The sequence below is a fragment of the Bryocella sp. genome (genome assembly GCF_058498515.1).
This window is the reverse complement of sequence record NZ_JBMHYI010000060.1, coordinates 1-19237: the sequence shown is the minus strand read 5'-3', so window position 1 is coordinate 19237 and position 19237 is coordinate 1. Positions and strand designations below refer to the sequence as shown.

The following is a 19237-nucleotide window of genomic DNA, read 5'->3' as shown; positions in this document are numbered from 1 at the left end:
TTCTCCGTTGGATGTGCCCCCTGCTGTTGCAATTCCTAGCGCAGCGTCCATGACTCTCCTCCAAAGTTCAACTTGATTCCAGTACGGAAAGTAAGTGGCAGCGCTGGAAATCCGAACGCCTCGAAGTAGTGTTCGCTCAGCAGGTTTTGAATGTTGGCGTACAAGTTCACGCGACCTGAGATCTGATACCCGCCACCGAGTTCAATCCGCTGATACGAGCCCAACAGGTTGCGATTCGGTAGCAGAAGGCTATTGCCGAAGTTCGAATCGGTAAGAAAGTCGCTGTCGTCGCGCCTTCCTACGAGCGTTCCAGTGAGTGAGCCATAAAATTTCGGGCGCGTGTAGTTGATCCCAAAGTAACCCGTGTGTGGCGCTACGCGGAATGGCCTTGCTCCCGGCAGGGGGGCGAAGGCTCCAATGGCGATATTCGGAAAGGAGGTGAAGCTCGCCGGAGTTGCCACCGACTGCTGCACGACCGCGTCGGTATAGGTGTAGCCGCCACGCGCGAAGAAGTGACTGCTGAACCGGTACTCCGTCTCGAGCTCCGCACCCATCGCGCGAAAGGCTGCGCCGTTGAGGTATGCTCCGAAAGGAAAGTCGGCGGCAAGACCAGCAGGCACGCCAAACTGATAAAGAATGTTCTGCGGCACATTCTGCGCGCCATTCGTAAACTCATTGTGAAAGTACGTCAGCCCCGCACGTCCGCGCCCATCCAGAAACTGCTGCTCGATGCCCGCATCGTACGTACGCGAGTTCTCCGGGCCAAGCGGCTTCACATTGAATTGCTGAATGATCTGCTGTTCCTGGAGCATGAGCAATGTGCCATACAGCGAGTTTGTCTGCTGAAAGATACTCGGCTCCTTGATGCCTTTCCCAAAGCTGCCATGGAGCTTCGTGCCACTGAAGAGGCCGGTGGACGACGGACGGAACGGGTAATACGCGAGCGAAGCGCGCGGCGTTCCAGCGAAGCCGAAGAGCCCGTTGTCTTCAAGCCCGGTGCCGAAGCTATAGAACAGACGATGCAGCGCCTCTCCCGAGAACTGCATGGTGTAGCTGTAATTGCCGCGCTGAATCGTCTCGGGCGCAGCGAGGATCCCCGTTCCGCTTTCGCCAGACAAGCCGCTCTCATTTTCGTACTTGAATCCGCCGAGGGCAAGAAGGTGCGGCGTGACCTGGTAATCGCTCTGCGCATAGACGAAGTCGCGGCTGGCGACGGTATGGAACTGGTCCGGAAAGAGAACTGTGCCTGCGAAGTAAAACAGAGCCTGCCCGCTTACGCGGTAGCCGTTGGCTCCTGCAATGGTGACAGGCGCGCCATCGGTATCTCCAAATCCGTCGGGGATGCCAACCATCGCAAAATCGTTGAAGTCTCCGTTTTGCCTCAGCCCGCCATAGCGAATCTGGTTGTGCCACTTCGCGTTGGTCTGGTTGTTCCAGACGGCGCTGTAGTAGTTGTCCTGTTCCTTTTGCTGGGCATTGTCCGGAACGCCGAAGAAGGCAACAGCATTCGGCTGCCCGGCGGAGACGACGACGTGGCGCACGTTGAAGCGCAGGTCATTCGCGGCATTCGGCGTCCAGCCAAAATTGCCGGCGTACGTCGCGTTGTGAAACTCGTCGTTGGGAAGATTGTTATCTGTGTCGATGCGCGCAAACGCTGAGTAAAGATCGAACTGATGGTAAACCGTGCCGGCAGTCACCTCATTGCGGTAGGTGTGGAAGTTGCCCGCATCGCCGGCATAGGTGAAGAGAGGCAGGGGAGTCGTTCCTCGAACCGAAGTGAGGCTCACCACGCCGGCCAACGCATCCGAGCCGTAAAGAGCGCTGTTCGGCTCGCGCAGCACTTCAATGGAGCCGATGCCGGCACTAGCAAGATTGGCGAACTCAACTCCCCCCCCGATGGTGTTTGCAGGGACGCCATCGATCAGGACCTTGTTGGCATCTGTCCCGCCGCCGCGGATCGAAAGGCCGCTGGTCCCGCCCATCTGGCCGGTCTGTGTGACCTGCAAGCCGGGCGCGAGGCGAAGAGGGTCTTGTACTTCTGGCATGAGCCGAAAATCCTCCGCGGGGATCACGGTCACCGAGGCGCCCGTCTGCGCTTCTGGCGTGGGCGTTCCCGTGGCCGTCACCGTGATCTGCTGCGTAAGAGTCTTCGTCGTAACCGTCACCTCCCACCGGGGCACTTCGGTCCCGCTGACATTGACCGGAGGCGTGATCGTCGTCTCAAAGGAGGCCGCCGTAACCCGAAGGCGATATCGTCCGAAAGCAGGAACATCAAAATGGAACGTGCCGTCCGGTCCAGATGTCGAACTTGCGACAACACTTTCGCCTTGCAGGAGATCCACGGAAGCGCCGACGACAAGTGCGCCGAGAGGATCATGCACCGTTCCTCGCAGTGTCTTTGGCTGCTGCGCGCACGACGGTGAAATGATGACGGCAATGGCGAGGACGAATGCGAGTGCCAAATGGGTGGAGCGCAGTGCCGCTTTCGACTTGGCGGCATTCATGGGACGTGCTGATGGCTTTGTTACGGCTTTCATGTTCCCCCTCGGGATAGGTGGCAGCAGGGCCGGTATCCTGACTCACGCTTCATCGATCCATGCTGCCTTCCCAGAGCAAAGCTCCAGTGGCGTTTCTGCATGTCTCTCGGCGCTTACAGTTACGGGGTAGTGGCGGATTCTCACCGCTCTTCCCGGCACCCTGCTGTTTGGTTTTCGTTGTGGGCCGATCGCGATGCATCGGCTCAAGTTGATTTCAAGCGATCGTCCTCTCCTTCGCTTTGATTGAGCGCACGCCCTCGATGAAATGCCGTGGCACATCGGGCGCTGCGCGAAAGTGAATATGAATGTAGCTCGCGAGGATGTTGCCTAGACTGAAGCCTTCGTCTTCTTCGCGATTGGAAAGGGAATACCGCACGCGGTAGCTGGTTGTCATCGGCTCCGTCCGCGTAATGCACGAGTAGTGAAAACTATGACCGCGCAACACCGTGCCGCAAGCGCCGAGCAGGCAATCGCGAGTAAGTTCCGTAGTGACGTATCCGAAGTGCATCAGCTTTGCGGTCAACCCAGTTGCAAGCGGAAGCAGCCCGGCCATCGTGTACGTCTCGCCGTTGGTGGTGGTGAGTTGCTGACCCAGGTAGATCATCCCTCCGCACTCCGCATAGATCGGACGATCGGTCGCTGCAAAGGCCCGCATGGACGCAAGCATCGACCCGTTCTCGCTGAGCTTGCGACCATAGAGTTCCGGGTATCCGCCCCCCAGATAAAGGGCGTCCAGATCTTCCGGAAGGCAAACATCCAGCATGGGGCTGAACGGCACGATCTCGGCCCCATGTTGGCGCAGAAGGTCGAGGTTGTCCTCATAGTAGAAGCAGAAGGCGCGGTCTCTCGCGACGCCAACGCGGATGCGTGGTTCTCTTGTCTCAGGGTCAAGCTGTGGGACCGGCGAACACTCCAGCCCGCATTCAAGAGAAAGCAACGTTTCGAGATCGAGGTGCTTCTCCGCCAGGGCCGAGAGCCGTTCGATTTGCTGCTCAACCCCGCCATCCTCGTCAGACTCCTCCGCGGTACGCAAACCAAGATGCCGCTCGGGGATAGCGATAAGCGGCTCTCGGGGAAGCCACCCCAACGCGGGTGTCCGGCACGAAGCAAGAATCGCCGTGGTCAGCATCTGGAAATGACGCTCGTTGGCGACGCGGTTGAGGATCACACCCGCTAAGGGAAGTGTTGGATCGAAGAGCTCGAAGCCAAGCACGGTAGCGGCAATACTGCGTGCGCTTTTTCCGGCATCGAGCACAAGCACCACCGGAAGCTTATGCAGCTTCGCAATCTCCGCGCTGCTTCCATTTTCCGTGGCACCGTCCTTACCGTCGAAGAGTCCCATCATGCCTTCCACGATCACCGCGTCGGCACCGCGAGCGGCCTCGCACAGCACGTCGCGATTGGAATCAGCAGACAGCATCCACGTATCGAGGTTGCGCGCGCTGCGCCCTGCAATGCGCGTGTGATGACCCGTATCGAGAAAGTCCGGTCCGCCCTTGAAGGGCTGAACGATCAAACCGCGTTGGCGCATGGCAGCGATCAGCGCCAGTGTGACTGTGGTCTTACCCACGCCGCTGGCTGTGCCGGCAATCAGGAAGCCCCTCATTACCTGGTTGCCTCCGGCAGGGAACCCTTCAGAGGCAATGGCAGTCCCGCGACCATCAACAGCACCGTGTCGGAGATGGAAGCGACGCGTTGATTGATCTCGCCGACCAGGTCGCGGTAGCGCCGCCCGAGTTCGTAGGCCGGAACCACACCGCTGCCAACCTCGTTTGACACGAGGACGATGGAACAAGGCGCAGCGTTGAGCGCGGCACACAACTCGTGGATGTAGCCTTGCAGCCTGGCAGCATCTTCGCCGCACGCTTCCAGCAGGTTGGACGCGAACAGGGTGAGGCAGTCGATAAGCAGCACGTCAAACTCCTGCCCTGCTGTGCGAATAACTCGCGGTATATCGAGTGGCTCTTCGATGGTCGTCCATGTAGAGGGTCTTTCGGCGCGATGACGTTCGATCTTCGCATGCATTTCGGCATCGTCGCGGCGTTCTGCCGTCGCAATGAAAGCGACACGGCTGGCACGCTTGGCCAGGCCTTGCGCGAACCGGCTCTTACCGCTGCGGACGCCGCCGAGCACGAGCGTCACCGCCGCCGTGGTCTGAGGTTGTTGCATACAAACGCTCCTTGCATCCGGACGCACGAAGCTGCCGGACAATGAGCGGGATTGGTAATAGGCGGATGCCACGGCATTCGATCGAATGACGCGTGGATATGCTCTTCAACTCTCCCAGCGAAGTTGAATGAAGCCCGATCTTCATCTGGCCGGTCTCCTGACTTACGCTTCATCGAACCAGGCGGCCTTCCCAGGACTTTCATCCCAGTGACCCTTCATGCCAGGCTCTCAGCGTTTACAGTTACGGGGTAGTGACGGATTCGCACCGTCTTCCCGAACACCAGATAGCAAAGTTATACCGTTCCTGCGGATGCGGGTCAATCGCAGCGATCCGTTATCCTGCCGTTGCGAGCGGAAGACGCTGTAAAGCGCCAACGACTTCGTCATTTCCTCCCGAGACATCCAAGTGTGCATATTCAGCAGCCATCGCTTCGGCGAGCTCCCGAGGCCTTCCAAGCCGTTCGGAGGAGTTCTCCGTATCGATCACGAGACAATATGTCTTGATCTGGCGAGCGATGTCCAGTACCTCCTGCCAGGGGTCGCCAGTTCCAAGAGCCACATTGGCTCGCCCATCTGTGAGGAGGATGAGCAGCGTCGATGGCGTAATGTACTTCCTCGCGAGATCCAGCGCATGGGCCAGCGGTGTCCTTCCTCCTGTAGGCAGATACTCGAGCGCGCGGTTGGCCTCGGAGAGCAACTTTGAAGGCTCCAGCAAGACCTGTGCGGAAGTCCCGCGGAAGACGATGAGCGCAACCTCATCGCCGCTCCTGAAGGAGCGCGAAAGCAGGCTGGCTACAGCGCCCTTCACCAGCCGCATGCGCTCCTGGGCCGCATGCGATCCGCTCGAATCGATCACGAAAAGATATCGCGTTCCCGCTGCTGGCCTGCGGATTCGCTCGTGCAGGTCCTGCACCCTCGGCTGCAGGTTTCCCGAGTCCAGCAGTGTGTGAGTCAAGGTTGCGCGAAGGTCGAGCTCCTTGGGTTCTTCCGTTCGGCGCACACCAGTCACCTGGCCACGTTGCGGAGCGGAAACCGCCGCACTGACCCCACGCGCATCTGCCTGGAACGCCGGACGCAGCGCGAAGGCGTCCACCTTGCGCGGGGCGAAGATTCTCGCGAGCGCGTCGCCGGGGACCGGGTGATCCTTTGCTTCGGTCATCTCCTTCGGCAGTTGAGGTCCTTGTGATGGGGAACCGGGTGGAGTTGGCGGGGGGCGGTCATGGGTTCGGTGGGCGAGTACCAGCGGCAAAACGGCTTCGACATGTTCCGGGCGGACGATTTCATCTCCGGCCAGCGCGACATAGGCGATCGAAGCGCGCACCACCGCAAGGTCCGCGCGCAACGAACGCACTCCCGCCGCGCACACGGCGGTACTGACCATCGCGAGAATCTCTTTTGAGCAACGAACGCTAGTGTAGCTTTCGCGAGCCCTACTAACCTGATCGCGGAGTTGCTGTTCCATGGCCGACCATTCCCTATGGAACCCCGCAGGATCCTGCTCAAAGGCGATGCGCCGCTCGACTACCGTTTGTCGCGCGTCCGGATCCAGCGTAGCCATGACATCGACTGCCAGTGCGAAGCGATCCAGTAGCTGCGGGCGCAGCGTACCTTCTTCAGGGTTCATGCTTCCCAGCAGCACAAACTCGGCCGCATGTGAGGCGCTAAGCCCTTCGCGTTCGACCACGTGAACTCCGCTCGATGCAGTGTCGAGCAGCGCGTCGCCAAGGTGCGCAGGGAGCAGATTGATTTCGTCGACATAGAGCACCCCACCATGGGCTTCGGAAAGAAGTCCCGGCTTGAGCACAGGATCGCCCTGTAGAGCTCGCTCGAGGTGCAGACCTCCCAACAGACGGTCCTCCGTCGCTCCGATCGGCAGGTTGATGAAGGGAGATGGTAACGGGAGAAGTGCCGCAAGTCCACGCGCAGCGGTGGTCTTGCCGGCGCCCTTATCGCCACGCAGAACGACGCTGATGCGCCAGTCCACTGCTGCCAGCAGCAACGCCAGCTTCATCTCGTCTTGTCCAACGATGGCAGCGAAAGGATAGACAGGATGTTTCATAGGACAGGCTCACGCCTCCGCTCGCCCTGAGCTTCCAGTAGAGTCTCGCTTTCCAGCAGAACGTCCCGGAGAGCCTCCAGCGTGCCCGGGGACGGTTTTTCCCATAGCTCTCGCTTAGCCGCTTCCAACAAACGTTCCGCAATTGCCTGCAATGCCCACGGATTCGATGTTCCCAGAAAGTCGCGCATCTCCTGTGACAAAGCGTAGTGCTCGGCGAGGCCTTCGTAGATGAAGTCCGGAGCGATCTGCGCTGTCGCATCGAACCCGAAGATGTAATCTACCGTCGCGGCCAGCTCCAGTCCTCCCTTGTAGCCATGCCGCTTGATGCTCTCAATCCATTTCGGATTGATGACGCGTGAGCGATAGACCCGCAAAGCCTCTTCGCGCAGGTCGCGTACCTGCACCGACTCCGGGCGGGAGCTGTCGCCAAAGTACGCCTTCGGCGGGTTGCCGGTGAGGGCGCGAATCGAGGCGACCATGCCGCCGTGGAACTGAAAGTAGTCGTCTGAATCAAAGATGTCGTGTTCGCGGTTGTCCTGGTTATGGAGCGCAACCTGAATCGACTTCAGCCGCTCAGCAAAGACACCCTGGGCATCGACACCATCCGCGCCCTTCCCGTAGGCGTATCCGCCCCAGGTCAGGAAGGCGCGCGCGAAATCCTTGTCGCCATTCCAATTGCCGCTTTCGATCAGAGGCAAAATTCCGGCTCCATACGATCCCGGTTTCGATCCAAAGATGCGGTAGCGGGCCTGCGCATCCGCCTCATGTTCCGGAAGGTCTTTGTGGGCTGCGAGGTCGGCAAGATAGTGCTTGCGTGGATAATTTTTGTCAGCCGGTTCGTCCAGCTCAACGATGAGAGACACTGCCTGGTCGAACATATCGATGAGGTGGGGAAAGGCATCTCGGAAGAATCCGCTGATCCGTAGAGTTACATCGACGCGTGGCCGGCCTAGATCTTCGAGCGGAATTACCGACACGCCTTCCAGCCTACGCGAGTAGGGATCCCAGACCGGCTGAACCCCCAGCAGCGCGAAAGCCTCAGCGATGTCGTCGCCATGCGTTCGCATCTGCGAAGTCCCCCACACACTCAGGCCCATCATCTCGGGATACTTGCCCTCTTCCTTCCGGAAGCGCTCTACTGCCTCATGGGCCAGTTGCTGTCCCACCCGCCACGCCGCCTGCGAGGGCAGAGCGCGTGGATCGACAGCATAGAAGTTGCGGCCCGTGGGCAGCACATGCGCCATGCCCCGCGTCGGCGCACCAGCCGGTCCTGCGGGAATGTACTTGCCTTCAAGGGCATCCAGCAGGTGTTCAATCTCGTCGCCTGTCTGTTCAAGATTCGGCACCAGCTCGGTGCAGGCAAACAGCAGCGCCTGCGAGATTGTTTCTGTCTCGACACCAAGCGTCGCTCGTTGCACTTCACCAATCGCCTCGGTGCGGAAGCCCAGCGTCTCGAGCATGGTGAAGAGATCAAACGCCGCGCGATCCAGCACCTCAAGCACGTCCGCGTGGGTGTAACAAGTCTGACCCATTAGTGATCGTGCTGCCTCCAGGCGTCCTCCAGGCCTGTCGAGAAGCACAGGGAGATCAAAGCCGAACACAGTAGCGAGCGCGCCCTGCAGGCTTGGCGCGCTCAGGTTCGCTAGGCGCGTGAGCGAGCGAAGCATCTCCGGCAGAGGTGGCATCTGCCCCAGGACGTGCAGGCCGTCGCGTATCTGTGCCATGCCGAGCTCGCAAAGATAACCATCGAGATCCTCGATCAAGTGCGCCACTTCATTGCCGGTCATCGACGCGAGCGTGGTGGGAACACCCTCAGGAGTCAGAGCATCGTCCCACTCATGCGTATGATCACCACGCTCGCGCGTAAGCATGGCTTTGGTATCGAGATCGGTCTTGAGGTTGCTCCGCTGCACCAAGTCCCATATCTGCTGCTGAAGATATGGCAGTTTGGCGGGATCCAGTTTCTCCACGGCGTAGTACTCATTTACCAACTGATTCAGTTCCGCGAGCGGACCATACGTTTCGGCAGTGGTCATGGGAGGCGTAAGGTGGTCGACGATGACCGCGTGAGCGCGACGTTTCGACTGGCTGCCTTCACCGGGATCGTTGAGGATGAAGGGATACACCAGCGGAAGATCGCCCAGCAGCAGGTCGGGATAGCACTCGCCTGAGAGTCCGATGCCTTTGCCCGGAAGCCATTCCAGCGTCCCATGCTTGCCCATATGCACGATCGCGTCGGCGCCCCAGCCTCCATCAGACTGCGGCGTTCCCAGCCAGCGATAGAACGCAGCGTAGTGGTGCGTCGGCGGAAGATCCGGAGTGTGATAAATCGCGTCAGGATCGATGCCATAGCCACGTGGCGGCTGCAGCGCGATCAGCGCGTTGCCAAACTCGATCGCCGCAAAGAGGTAGTCGTGTTCGTCCCCCCACGGCTCCTGCTGATCGATCGAAACCACTTTGCCGCCGATGGTCGGCAGCAGCTTCTTGTCGGTCTTTTTCGCAGGCATGATACTTGCGCCGCGATCCTGTGGCTGACCCCAGAAGTCCTGCATTCTGCGGTTCGGACGTTCCGGGAATGCAGCGAAGATCCTGCGGTAAGTGGCTCTCGAAAAGCGCTTCGCCTGCGCTGGATCCAGCGGATAGCGATCATCGTACGTACCGTGCTGCAGAAGTTCCTGCATCAGTTCGTCCGGGGTAGCAGGCAGCGGTGAGATGTCATAGCGACGCGCCCGCATCGCCCGCAGTGTTGTCAGCAGGCTTGCCGGAGAATCGAGGCCAACCGCCCCGCCGACCTGCGATGCCTTGGCGGCGGAGTTGGTCAGCACAAACGCAATTCGCCGCTCGCTGTTCGGCGTGTGCCGCAAAGCGGCAAGCCTCGCCGCAATACCCGCGACGCGCTCAACGCGCTCGTCGTGCGCATTGTACAGATTCTCTGCGTTCCGCTCCTTGAACGAGACAGGAACGGTAATGATGCGTCCATCGAACTCTGGAATGGCGATGTTCACAGCTGTATCAAGCGAGTTCAGGCCGCGGCGTGAACCCTCCCAGGCTCCCTGTGGCATACCGCTCGCAATCGCCTGCAGGACTGGGATGCCAAGTCGCTGCCAGGAGTTCACGGACTCTCCAGCAACTGTTACCGAGCCGGTATTCACCTCTCCGAGTGCGAACGACAGCGTTGAAATAAGAACGTCGGCGTGGCCATCAATCGATGCGAACGCGGCGGGCCGGCCATCCTCTTTCGTCTTGAGACTTGAAGTGAAAACGCAGAGCGCGTTCATGCCTTTGCTTCGGAGAGCGTCGGCCAGCTTATCGATGAAGGAGGTATTACCGCTCATGCGATGCGCACGATAGAACAGCACCGCCGCGGTCGGTCGTGCCGGGTCCGCCCGCACACGCCAATCCTCGAAGGTTGCGTCTTCGACCTCGGGCAGGTAGATGCCGTGCTCTGGCATCGGGCTTGGTGGGGTGTAGCCGAAACCCGTAAGCATCAGGCGATCTGACAGGAAGCGGAAGAGCTCGCCGAAGTTGGCGACACCTCCAAAATCGAGATACCCCGAGGCCGTGTGCATCACATCCGCCGGCACATTGATTGTCTCCGCGAACTCCGAAGCGTTGTCCCCGGTTCCACTCACCAACACAAGCGAATGGCCGCGGTCGATGCACGCTGCCCTCAGCCTGCTGAAGCCAGGGATGCAGCTCAACGGTCCGTGGCAGCGCACTACAATCACTTTAGCCTTGCCAAGTTCGCCTGCAATCAACGCGTCCATCTGATCTTCCGTGCGCAGCGCGTTCAGTGAAAACGCACTCACACGCAGCTCGGCCGGAAGAGTTTCGGACGCCTTGATTAGCGTGAGCATGTCTGTGTCCGCATGCGACAGCAGCATGATGCCGCCGTTCGGCTGCGCCAGTTCAAGCTGATTTAGTCCATCGGAAGAGCTTGGGAGGCGAACATCCCAGTCGTAGAAGTTGAAGGCATATTCGGTCAGTTCCGCCGGAGGTTGCAGGAATCGGTCAGCCTTCAGCATGGAATCGATGTACTCGAAGATCTGCCGGACAAGCCATTCGTTATTGACGGAATGGAACCATATGCTTTTGCCATCAAACACCAGGCTGGCAACATTGGCCAGCGCGCAAGGACCGATGCATCCGCCCTTGGTCAGGTGCACATCGTTGCGAATTTTTCGCTTCAACCATTCTTCCGTGTAAACATCCACGGGCACGGCGGCATATCCGCGCTCGGTGATGCCGCAGCAGCATCCGCTGTAGCAGTAGGTCAGGTGCGCGCGATGCTGGACGATATTGAAGGCTCTTCCGTCCGCACGGATGACACGTTGACGATGCGTTGGCGGCATAGCTACATCTCCTCCGCGGGTCTTCTTTGGCGGATGGCCCAGACCAGGTAGGGTCCGCCGATCAGCGCAAGTACCGCGCCGGCTGGAATCTCGGCGGGCGGCATGACAACGCGTCCGATAGCATCGCAGACGGCAAGCAACGAGCCTCCAAAGAGGAACGCGCTCGGCAGCAGAACGCGATGGTCTGGACTGATCTTCGATCGGACGAGATGTGGAACGATGAGCCCTACAAAGCCAATCGGGCCAGTTACGGCGATTGCTCCCGCGACCAGAATGGATCCCGTAATGTAGCCCGTCCTCAACAGCGCGGGAACCCGCACGCCGCGGGATGCAGCCCATTGATCGCCCACCGCGATCAGATTCCAGCTGCGTGCCTGCGACACGATCAACACAGCAAGCACCACCACAACCACGCTCAGGAAACTGAGAGAAGTGTAGCTCGTTGAATCGACACTGCCGATTAGCCAGCGCGCAATCGAGAACGTTCTCGACATACCGGCAAATCCGCCCAGGACGATAATGCACGCAGCACAAACGCTGTTGATCGCGATCCCCGTGAGAAGTAGGCTGAACGCTGAGATCTGTCTTCGCTTGGAGAAGCCACCCAGAACCAGCGCCAGCACAACGAACGCGCCGACCAGGGCTCCGACCCAGGTTGCCGGAATGTTCCAGATCATCTGCCAGCCGGTAGCGATCACCACAACGGCTCCGAGCGATGCTCCGGCGGAAATCCCCAACGTATACGGCGTCGCCAGTGCATCACGCAACATCGCCTGAAACAGCGAACCTGCCAACGAGAGCGCTCCTCCGGCAACCAGCGCAAGCAGAGTGCGTGTGACGCGAAGCTGAACCAGAATCTCGAAGTCCGGCGTCTGGCGATGCAGCACTTTGGCCACGCTGATCGGGCCGGCCCCCACCCATGGCAGCAGGATGGCGCAGGTGATGAAGACACAGAGCGGAAGGATAAGGCTTCTCCGCGCCGCCGCAGTGTTGTGTTCGTGCGTTGTCATTGATACCAGATCCACGGTGTTCCGGCAGGAGTGGTGCCCATCCTTAGGCGAGAGGAGAAGAGGTGCAGCCATCCATCCTCTTCGCGAGCCCTGGGCGCGGACAAATCGTGTGCGACAACCCCATCCGCCAGCACGATGATGCGTGAACAGTAAGTCATCGCCAGATTGAGATCATGCGTCACCGCGATGCATAACTTCCCGGCCTTCGCTTCTTCGCGCAGCACGGTAAAGCAATGCAGCTGCTGTTCAATGTCAAGGAAGGTTGAAGGCTCGTCCAGCAATAGGACGGAAGCGTCCTGGGCAAGGCAGGCTGCAAGTAGAACGCGCTGGCGCTCGCCACCGCTGAGCGATCCGAAGTTCCGTTGGCGATGCTCCCAGCAGTGTGTCCGCAGCATGGCTTCGCGGATGACACTGTGATCCTTCTCCGACTCAAACCACCGGTCCATATGGGGGTATCGTCCCATGGCCACAAGCTGTTCCGCTGTATACGGCAAGTCGGCGCGGACCGCCTGCGGCAGATGACTGACGCGCTGCGAGAACTCGCGCAGATTCCATTCTCCGCAAGTGCGACCGGCGATCGAGACTGTTCCGGTAGCCGGCTTGCGGAAGCCGGCGATGATGTCAAGCAGCGTGGTTTTACCCGCTCCGTTGATTCCAACCAGGGCAAGAAACTCGCCACTGTCTGCGCGAAACGTCGCCGAGCGCAGGACGTTCCGCCTTTCATAGGAGAGCTGCACGTTAACGACTTCAAGCAGGGAACTCAACTCGCACGCCCGTTCGTTCCGGAACTGTGCAGATCGTCAAACAGTAGCCGCGCCGCTTCCGGAGCCCTGGGTCCTGGAACCAGAAGCGCATTTGATGTACCTACGAGAACCCGTTGTTTGCGAACCGCGGTCAGTTGCGGGTATTGCCGCCACAATGCCAGCACCTGCGAACTGGCAGCTTGGCGCTCCGCCTCCGATTCCTGCTGGCCACTGACGTCGAGAATCACATCCGGGTCTTCCCGCAACACCGTTTCGAACGAGATGCGCGGATACAGCGGGATTCCGGGCTTGGCAAGCACATTCGTTCCGCCCGCCACCTCCAGCAACTGTTCCAAATAGCTTTCAGGGCCGACCGCTGTCAGGTCCGCAAGCATCCCGGGCCGCCGGTTCACAATCATCAGCACTCGCGGCGACGGCAACTTCTTCGCTTTGGTTTGAATTGCTGCCAGTTCTTGCTTGATTCGATCAATCAGCAGGCTGCCGCGCTCCGGAACAACTGCTGCCTTCGCAATCAGAGAAATCCCGGTATAGACATCGCCTAATGTTCCATGCGGAACTTCGATGAAGGCAATGTGCAAGGCTTGCAGCCGGTTGGTCAACTCGCTCGAAAGCCGCTGCAGGATCACAAGGTCGGGGGCCAAGCGCGCGATCGCTTCCGCGTCCGGTGCAAGATACGTCCCCACCTTGGGAAGTCTTAGAACGGAGGCAGGGAAGTCGCAAAAGCGCGAGACTCCGACGACCTCGTCTCCCAATCCTAGAGCGAAAAGCGCCTCCGTGATGCTGGGAGCGGTGGATACGATCCGATGCGGTCGTTGCTGGGCGGAAAGCCGCGTGGCGACCGCCGCGAACGCAGTGCTCCGGAGGAACTGGCGGCGTGTCAATACAGCAGCATGCGAGTTACGTTCGAGCGAGCCAGAGTTCGGGCGCAAGGTTTCTGTTCTCCGCAGAAAGTTGCAGTTTGAACCCCTGGCAGGTCTCCTGGCTCAAAGACGACACTCGCGTATCCGTCGCTATTCCTTCCCCGATCAATCCATCGAGTGGCTCAACTAGCGACTTATCTTTGTTTACAGTGGCGGGACCGCGCCGGTTTTTCTCCGGACTTCCCTTTTAAGCCCCCTGTGGGCACCTTGGGTCAAGATCAACAGTACCACGCCGCGCCGAACGCTCCAGCAACACCGCACCTTATCCACGGCTGTACTCTTTGCCCCGGCGCCTGAATTGTCATTCCAGAGTCCAGTCCTTCGTGCGCAGATGGCGAAGCTCTATTGCCAAGAGGCCGGGCATTTGGAAGTTCCTTGCATTTGCAGTCAATTCCTATTTCGGTGCAAGGTCACCAAACCAATAAGCAGCTGTCACTCCGCCATCCATCAGGAAGTCGCTGCCCGTAACGAACGCGCCTTCGGCGCCCATAGATGATGATGCCGGGACTGATCGTATTCACTCTTGCTCCCCGCTTGCCCAGCGAACCGCCTCCGCCATGACGCGCAAGGAGTTTCCGCGCTTGGAGAGCTGGTAGGCATGCAGGGAGTCCTTGACTTGATTGGGTTGAAGAAAGGGCAGCAGTAGAAGCTCTTCGACGGGTGTCGTCGCGAGGTTTGCATTCTGCTCTAAGCTGAGCGGGGGTAGACGATCCAAGCGAATTGTCGCGCTTCATCGCAAGATACTTGAATGCAATCCGGTTGGAAGAACGAAGAGTACAGGAACTCGCGGCCTCTCGAACTGACGGATCAGATGTCAGTGTCTGCGGTTGTGATACGTGCCCGTTCGGCATCACTGCTGAATGCCACGAGAGGTTCGGTGCTGTCGAACTTTCACCTGGAACGAAGGTTGGACTCTTTCCATTTACGGAGGTTGCTGCAACCCGCTTTTTCGAAGTTTAGCGATTACGCGGACAGGCCAGCATCTCGCAAACCCCGCGTAGCACCGACGTCCTGTTTGGAGGGTGAAATTGTGAAGCCGTAGCGATCCGCTGCGGCTTCTTGCTGTCTGGAGGGATCACTGTGAGTTTGTTCGTGAAACAGACGAGCCCGGCAGGGCGTTGCAAGGGCCTGCATTGGAAAAACTGGAAAAGTATCCCAAAAGTATCCCAATTCCAAAACGGCCACTTTTGCAACTTCGGCGTCAGTGCTGCAAGTAAATGATTTTGAATGGGATAGACGGTGGCCCGGGCAGGAGTCCAACCTGCGACCTTCGCGTTAGGAGTGCGATTTTACAGCTTCCAGTCCGCGCAACTCCGTGCGTTTCTGTGCGATGCATCTCGCTGTTTATAGGACAGTTAGATGTCAATCAGTTGCCTTGTTATCGTCGCACCGAAACGCATGGAATGACGTGAAGGTGTATCACACTTGTATCACACTAGCCTTTAGAATTGCCCCAGAGGAGACCTTCGCACTATTTCCGAAAGGGGCCCTAGATGGCAAAGATCGCGGCGTACGTTGAAGGAGTCTACGAAAGAATTCCGGGGTCTGGAATTTGGCACGCACGCTACAGGCAGGACGGAAAGCTCGTCCGCAAATCATTCGGTCGCAATCGCGCCGCTGCGGTCGCCTACGTCGAAAAAGCGCGGCCCTTGAAGCGCACGGGCGAGGGCTTCGTTCCCTCGACAGCCAAAGCCGCCCCGAAGACGAAAACGGAGCTGGAACTGTCGGTCTCGACCGTTACGGTCGCGGAACTCTGTGATGATCTTCTGCGCCACATCAAGAGCAAGCCAGATGTTTACAAGGACCAAAGGAACCCGCCCTTTCGCCTCGAACTCATCAAGAAGCAGTTCGGCCACCGACCTGCTTCGACGGTAAGGCCTTTCGAGATCATGGACTGGCTCGAATCGATGGATAAGAAGCCGGCGACACTGAACCGGTACAAGGCAACGTTCTCGGCCGTGTATCGGTACGCCAAGCAGCGTGACAAGGTCCAGATAAACCCGGTACGGGATGTCAGTCAGCATCCGGTCAATAACGGCATCATTCGTTATCTGAAACCCGACGAGGAGAAACGGCTCCGCGCAGTTCTACAGAGTGCGGTCGACGCCTGTGGTCCACAGAATGAGCGGCGACGGAAGAGACTGCTTCACCGCATCTTCGAACTGGACATTGCGCTCGGTACCGGAATGCGAAAGGGGGAGCAGTATGGGCTCCGCTGGAGGGATATCGACTTCAAGCAGAAGGTCATCCTTCTACGCGATACAAAAAACAAGTCGAGTCGCACTGTGCCAATGATTGCAGATGTGGTGCGTGCATTTCAAGAATTGCGAAAGCTCTCGCTAGAACGCAAAGATCGAGCCGTCGATCGGCCGAATTCTTCACCGGACGATGTGGTCTTCGGCATAGGGGACAACAAGAAATGGTGGGAGGCCGCTCTCAATGAAGCGAAGATCAAAGATCTCCGCTGGCACGATCTGCGGCACACCTTCTGTTCCAGATTGGCCCAAGCCGGTGTCAGCCTGAAAGTCATTCAGGAAGCCGCAGGACACAAGACAATCTCTATGTCGGCCCGCTACGCCCACATGGATCACACGACGCTTCACAACGCTATGGCTATTCTCAACCGGGTAGAGAGTTGAATCGGTATCAGACCACCCCGCGTGACGTGGTCGGCGCTCAATCGATCGCGGCATGTTGTCGCTAGGTGCTGGTGCCAGAAGACAAAGGTTGGTATTAGTGAAGATGTCTCGTCGTTCCTAGTGATTACTCCGCTACATCATCCGGCGAGACGCTCCGGATGATCAGCTCTTGCAAAGCGCTCCAGGTCGGTTGTGGGGATTAGGACGCGAGTGCCGATGCGCCGCGCGATCAGACGCCGGGTCGATATAAGGTAGTCAATCGCTCGTGGACTGATCGACAGCATCTCGGCCGCTTCATCTCGGCCGACGAGCAGCTTGCTCTGCGAGGGTAGGCCTACTCTGCCGGGGCGCTTCTTGGTCACGGGAGGCTCTTCCGCGCTCGGGGCATGTCCGGGACTCTGCGCCTGATCTCGACCAGCAACACGTGGGATCAACAATCTATCAGCCATACGACCTCCCCTAGAACTCGAGTCAGGCAAGCGGCCACGCCGCTGTCGACCTGCATGAGGCTGTTGGTGGGTGCCGTCCAATTGTTCGTATTTATCACCCGATATATGGCATTTATCGGTCTCGCGATGTGAGGCAGTGGCGCGCTTTACGAAGAGTAAATTTGGCCACCGTGTCTGTTTTTCGTTGTGGATAGCGCTCCCTCGGGGCACGATGGCACTGTGGGAGGCTCTCTATCCTGGAGCTTCCCTGATCAGATCGTATGAAGTCATCGCCATATCGAGTTGCGCTCTATGTACGATTGGGCCGAGTTCAGACACTTCCGCTATCTGCTTGCCATCCTCGAGAAGCAGGGGTTTCGCGCTGCAGCGGAGCAACTCTTTACAACGCAGCCGAACCTGAGTATCCAGGCGCGGCAGTTTCAAGAGACCGTCTCCATCCGGCTCTTTCACAAGTCAAAGAGCAGGCGCATTCGACCGACAGAGTCGGGAAGGGCATTCATCGCTCTGGCACGGCTGCTGCTTGAGACCCGTGATGACGTAATCGACGCGCTCATCGAGATCGGTCGCGGCGAACTTCGCCAGCTCCGCTTCGGCTGCTCCCCGCAGGTAAATCCTGATCTCTATCGAAGCGCGGTCGACTTCCATCGTGAGATCGTGCCGTCATGTTCGATTCATCCCATGTACGGCGACACGCAGCAACTCGCTGACGAGGTAGCGCAAGGCTCACTCGACGCGGCTTTGATCACGCTACCACTGCAGCACGAAGCTCTGAAGATCCAGGAGATTCAGAGCGACAGGCTGGTGGTCTGCATCCGCAAGAATGATCCGCTTGCAACAAAGTTCACCCTCAGCCCGGCGGACCTCAGGGACCGTCTACCAATCCTCTACGACCCACAGCGGCATCCCTCGGCGCACACTCGTCTCCTCGAATTGCTCTACGAAGTGGGACTCTCTTTCCGGGAATACGCGCGCGGCTCCACTCTTTCCGACATGCTGATGCTCGTCAAGGACGGATATGGGTTCACCTTGATCCGGGAAGGAGCATCAATCGATCCCGACTTGATCACGCGTCCCATCGCTGGCGTCGGGTGGACGGTGGATACCGCTCTCATCTATCACCATGATCGCCACCCCAAGACGGTGCCGATCCTAGCGAAGAAACTCAACAGCCTTCTCAAGGACGCTCTGAAGCATACAAGTGTTGCGACGCTAGTTCCTTCGTCGGCCAACGACGAAACGAAGGTTGAACGGCCAACTTTGCAAGAGAAATCCCAGCCGATTCAGTTGGAACTTCTTGATGGAATTCGCTGAGCCGAAAAGGCTTCCGGCAAAGTGATAAATCCTGTAAATCACCCGATAAATACGAACAATTGGACGAGGCGAAGGATGCCAGCCATGATCCCTCCATCACGTGACTGATGCACGGTCACCCGGAGGTCTCAATGGCACATCGATCGTCGTCCCTCTTCCGCCGAAGGAACGCCGGCATCACCGGATCCTTTCTGTCCTCCTCTCATGGGCACATCGCGCGGCTCGTCCGCGCCGCATTGCCGGTGCTCCTTCCTCTCACACTCACTGCCGTTGCGCATGCCCAGGGAACGATGGACTTCTCTGGTGCGCAGACCCTAATGCAAACATTCAATATGTGTGCGCCCGCCATTCAAGAGCAAGTCATAGTCTCGAACGGCATCAAGATCATATCCAAATAGCCGATGGGCACCATCGACCGTCAAAGCGTTCAACTCACCGAACTCTTTGATCAGACTGAGCGTTGGGCGATCACTCGTTCGCCGAAGGTTGGAAAGAAGATCCTTGGTCTTCTGTTCCCGCCGCTCGTACACGATCCGTTCGGATTCGTCCGTCGGGGGATTCTGCCGATGCAAACCCCGAAGGCGCTCAACCCGATCAACAATGTCACTGCGGGAAACTTGTCGATGCAAAGCGGCTTCTCCTCAGTGTGGCTCTCGTGGGGAGTTGCGAACATCGCTAGAGGCTTCGTCGGGACTTTCGGCGGCGAAGGCAGGGTGACTCTCTCTTTGTAGTCAGTGTGCCCGCAGAGCGCAGAATCTGCAACTGGCAGAGGAGCACGCCAATTCCATTCCCTTGCACGCGACCGCGGGCACCAAGCACTCAACTCTATTCCAGCGTCGATGCGGTCCGGCTTTAGCGGACACCTTGGAGTTGCATTGCCCGCTCCAGCGCACGGGCCTCGTGTCCCTTTGGAGTGCCCGGCCATTTTTGAACCAGTTCCAATGATAGAGACTTGGTCTCAAGGAGCTGGTGATGGCACGAAGGAAGAAGCATAGTCCTGAGCAGGTGGTGAACCTGCTTCGTCAGG

The 19237-nt window shown here is 58.7% G+C and carries 12 protein-coding genes, 1 tRNA gene and 3 riboswitches; of the genes, 3 read left to right on the top strand and 10 right to left on the bottom strand.

Annotation, left to right across the window (positions count from 1 at the left end):
* Window positions 1–35: 35 nt before the first annotated feature.
* The 9 genes from AC5E6W_RS17390 to AC5E6W_RS17350 all read right to left on the bottom strand — a co-directional run bounded on the left by AC5E6W_RS17390 (window position 36) and on the right by AC5E6W_RS17350 (window position 15116).
* Entirely contained in the window at window positions 36–2537 is a 2502-nt protein-coding gene (locus AC5E6W_RS17390) for a TonB-dependent receptor (protein ID WP_491753595.1), read from the bottom strand.
* A 10-nt stretch (window positions 2538–2547) separates the two neighbouring features.
* Window positions 2548–2715: riboswitch (cobalamin riboswitch) on the bottom strand.
* Window positions 2716–2751: 36 nt separating this feature from the next.
* Window positions 2752–4143, bottom strand: a complete 1392-nt coding sequence (locus AC5E6W_RS17385; protein ID WP_491753594.1) for a cobyrinic acid a,c-diamide synthase CobB — start codon at window positions 4141–4143, stop codon at window positions 2752–2754.
* Entirely contained in the window at window positions 4143–4778 is a 636-nt protein-coding gene (gene cobU, locus AC5E6W_RS17380) for a bifunctional adenosylcobinamide kinase/adenosylcobinamide-phosphate guanylyltransferase (RefSeq protein WP_491753593.1), read from the bottom strand. The genes AC5E6W_RS17385 and cobU overlap by 1 nt, the downstream gene beginning before the upstream one ends.
* Window positions 4779–4836: 58 nt before the next feature.
* Window positions 4837–5006, bottom strand: a riboswitch (cobalamin riboswitch).
* 34 nt (window positions 5007–5040) lie between these two features.
* The gene (locus AC5E6W_RS17375; RefSeq protein WP_491753592.1) at window positions 5041–6765 is read right to left on the bottom strand and encodes a VWA domain-containing protein; all 1725 of its coding nucleotides are present in this window, start codon (window positions 6763–6765) and stop codon (window positions 5041–5043) included.
* On the bottom strand, window positions 6762–11117 hold the full coding sequence (locus AC5E6W_RS17370) for a cobaltochelatase subunit CobN (protein WP_491753591.1): 4356 nt from the start codon (window positions 11115–11117) through the stop codon (window positions 6762–6764). Before AC5E6W_RS17370 ends, AC5E6W_RS17375 begins: the two co-directional genes overlap by 4 nt.
* A 2-nt stretch (window positions 11118–11119) precedes the next feature.
* Window positions 11120–12127, bottom strand: a complete 1008-nt coding sequence (locus AC5E6W_RS17365) for a FecCD family ABC transporter permease (protein ID WP_491753590.1) — start codon at window positions 12125–12127, stop codon at window positions 11120–11122.
* A complete protein-coding gene (locus tag AC5E6W_RS17360; protein ID WP_491753589.1) occupies window positions 12124–12891 on the bottom strand; it encodes an ABC transporter ATP-binding protein in 768 nt (255 codons plus the stop codon). The genes AC5E6W_RS17365 and AC5E6W_RS17360 overlap by 4 nt, the downstream gene beginning before the upstream one ends.
* Window positions 12888–13820 (bottom strand): ABC transporter substrate-binding protein, encoded by a 933-nt coding sequence (locus AC5E6W_RS17355; protein ID WP_491753588.1) that lies wholly within the window; start codon window positions 13818–13820, stop codon window positions 12888–12890. The genes AC5E6W_RS17360 and AC5E6W_RS17355 overlap by 4 nt, the downstream gene beginning before the upstream one ends.
* A 22-nt stretch (window positions 13821–13842) precedes the next feature.
* A riboswitch (cobalamin riboswitch) is annotated at window positions 13843–14036 on the bottom strand.
* A 1015-nt stretch (window positions 14037–15051) separates the two neighbouring features.
* A tRNA-Ser gene (locus AC5E6W_RS17350) sits at window positions 15052–15116 on the bottom strand.
* Window positions 15117–15304: 188 nt separating this feature from the next.
* Here AC5E6W_RS17350 and AC5E6W_RS17345 point away from each other — a divergent pair.
* Window positions 15305–16450 carry a tyrosine-type recombinase/integrase gene (locus tag AC5E6W_RS17345; protein ID WP_491753587.1) on the top strand — a complete coding sequence of 382 codons (1146 nt, stop codon included), beginning with the start codon at window positions 15305–15307 and terminating at the stop codon, window positions 16448–16450.
* Window positions 16451–16587: 137 nt separating this feature from the next.
* Here AC5E6W_RS17345 and AC5E6W_RS17340 read toward each other — a convergent pair whose 3' ends face one another.
* Complete coding sequence (locus AC5E6W_RS17340; RefSeq protein WP_491753586.1) at window positions 16588–16899, bottom strand: helix-turn-helix domain-containing protein; 312 nt, start codon at window positions 16897–16899, stop codon at window positions 16588–16590.
* A gap of 291 nt (window positions 16900–17190) precedes the next feature.
* Here AC5E6W_RS17340 and AC5E6W_RS17335 point away from each other — a divergent pair, with 291 nt between their 5' ends.
* Window positions 17191–18210 (top strand): LysR family transcriptional regulator, encoded by a 1020-nt coding sequence (locus AC5E6W_RS17335; protein WP_491753585.1) that lies wholly within the window; start codon window positions 17191–17193, stop codon window positions 18208–18210.
* A gap of 401 nt (window positions 18211–18611) precedes the next feature.
* The gene (locus AC5E6W_RS17330; RefSeq protein WP_491753584.1) at window positions 18612–18941 is read left to right on the top strand and encodes a hypothetical protein; all 330 of its coding nucleotides are present in this window, start codon (window positions 18612–18614) and stop codon (window positions 18939–18941) included.
* Window positions 18942–19237 lie beyond the last annotated feature (296 nt).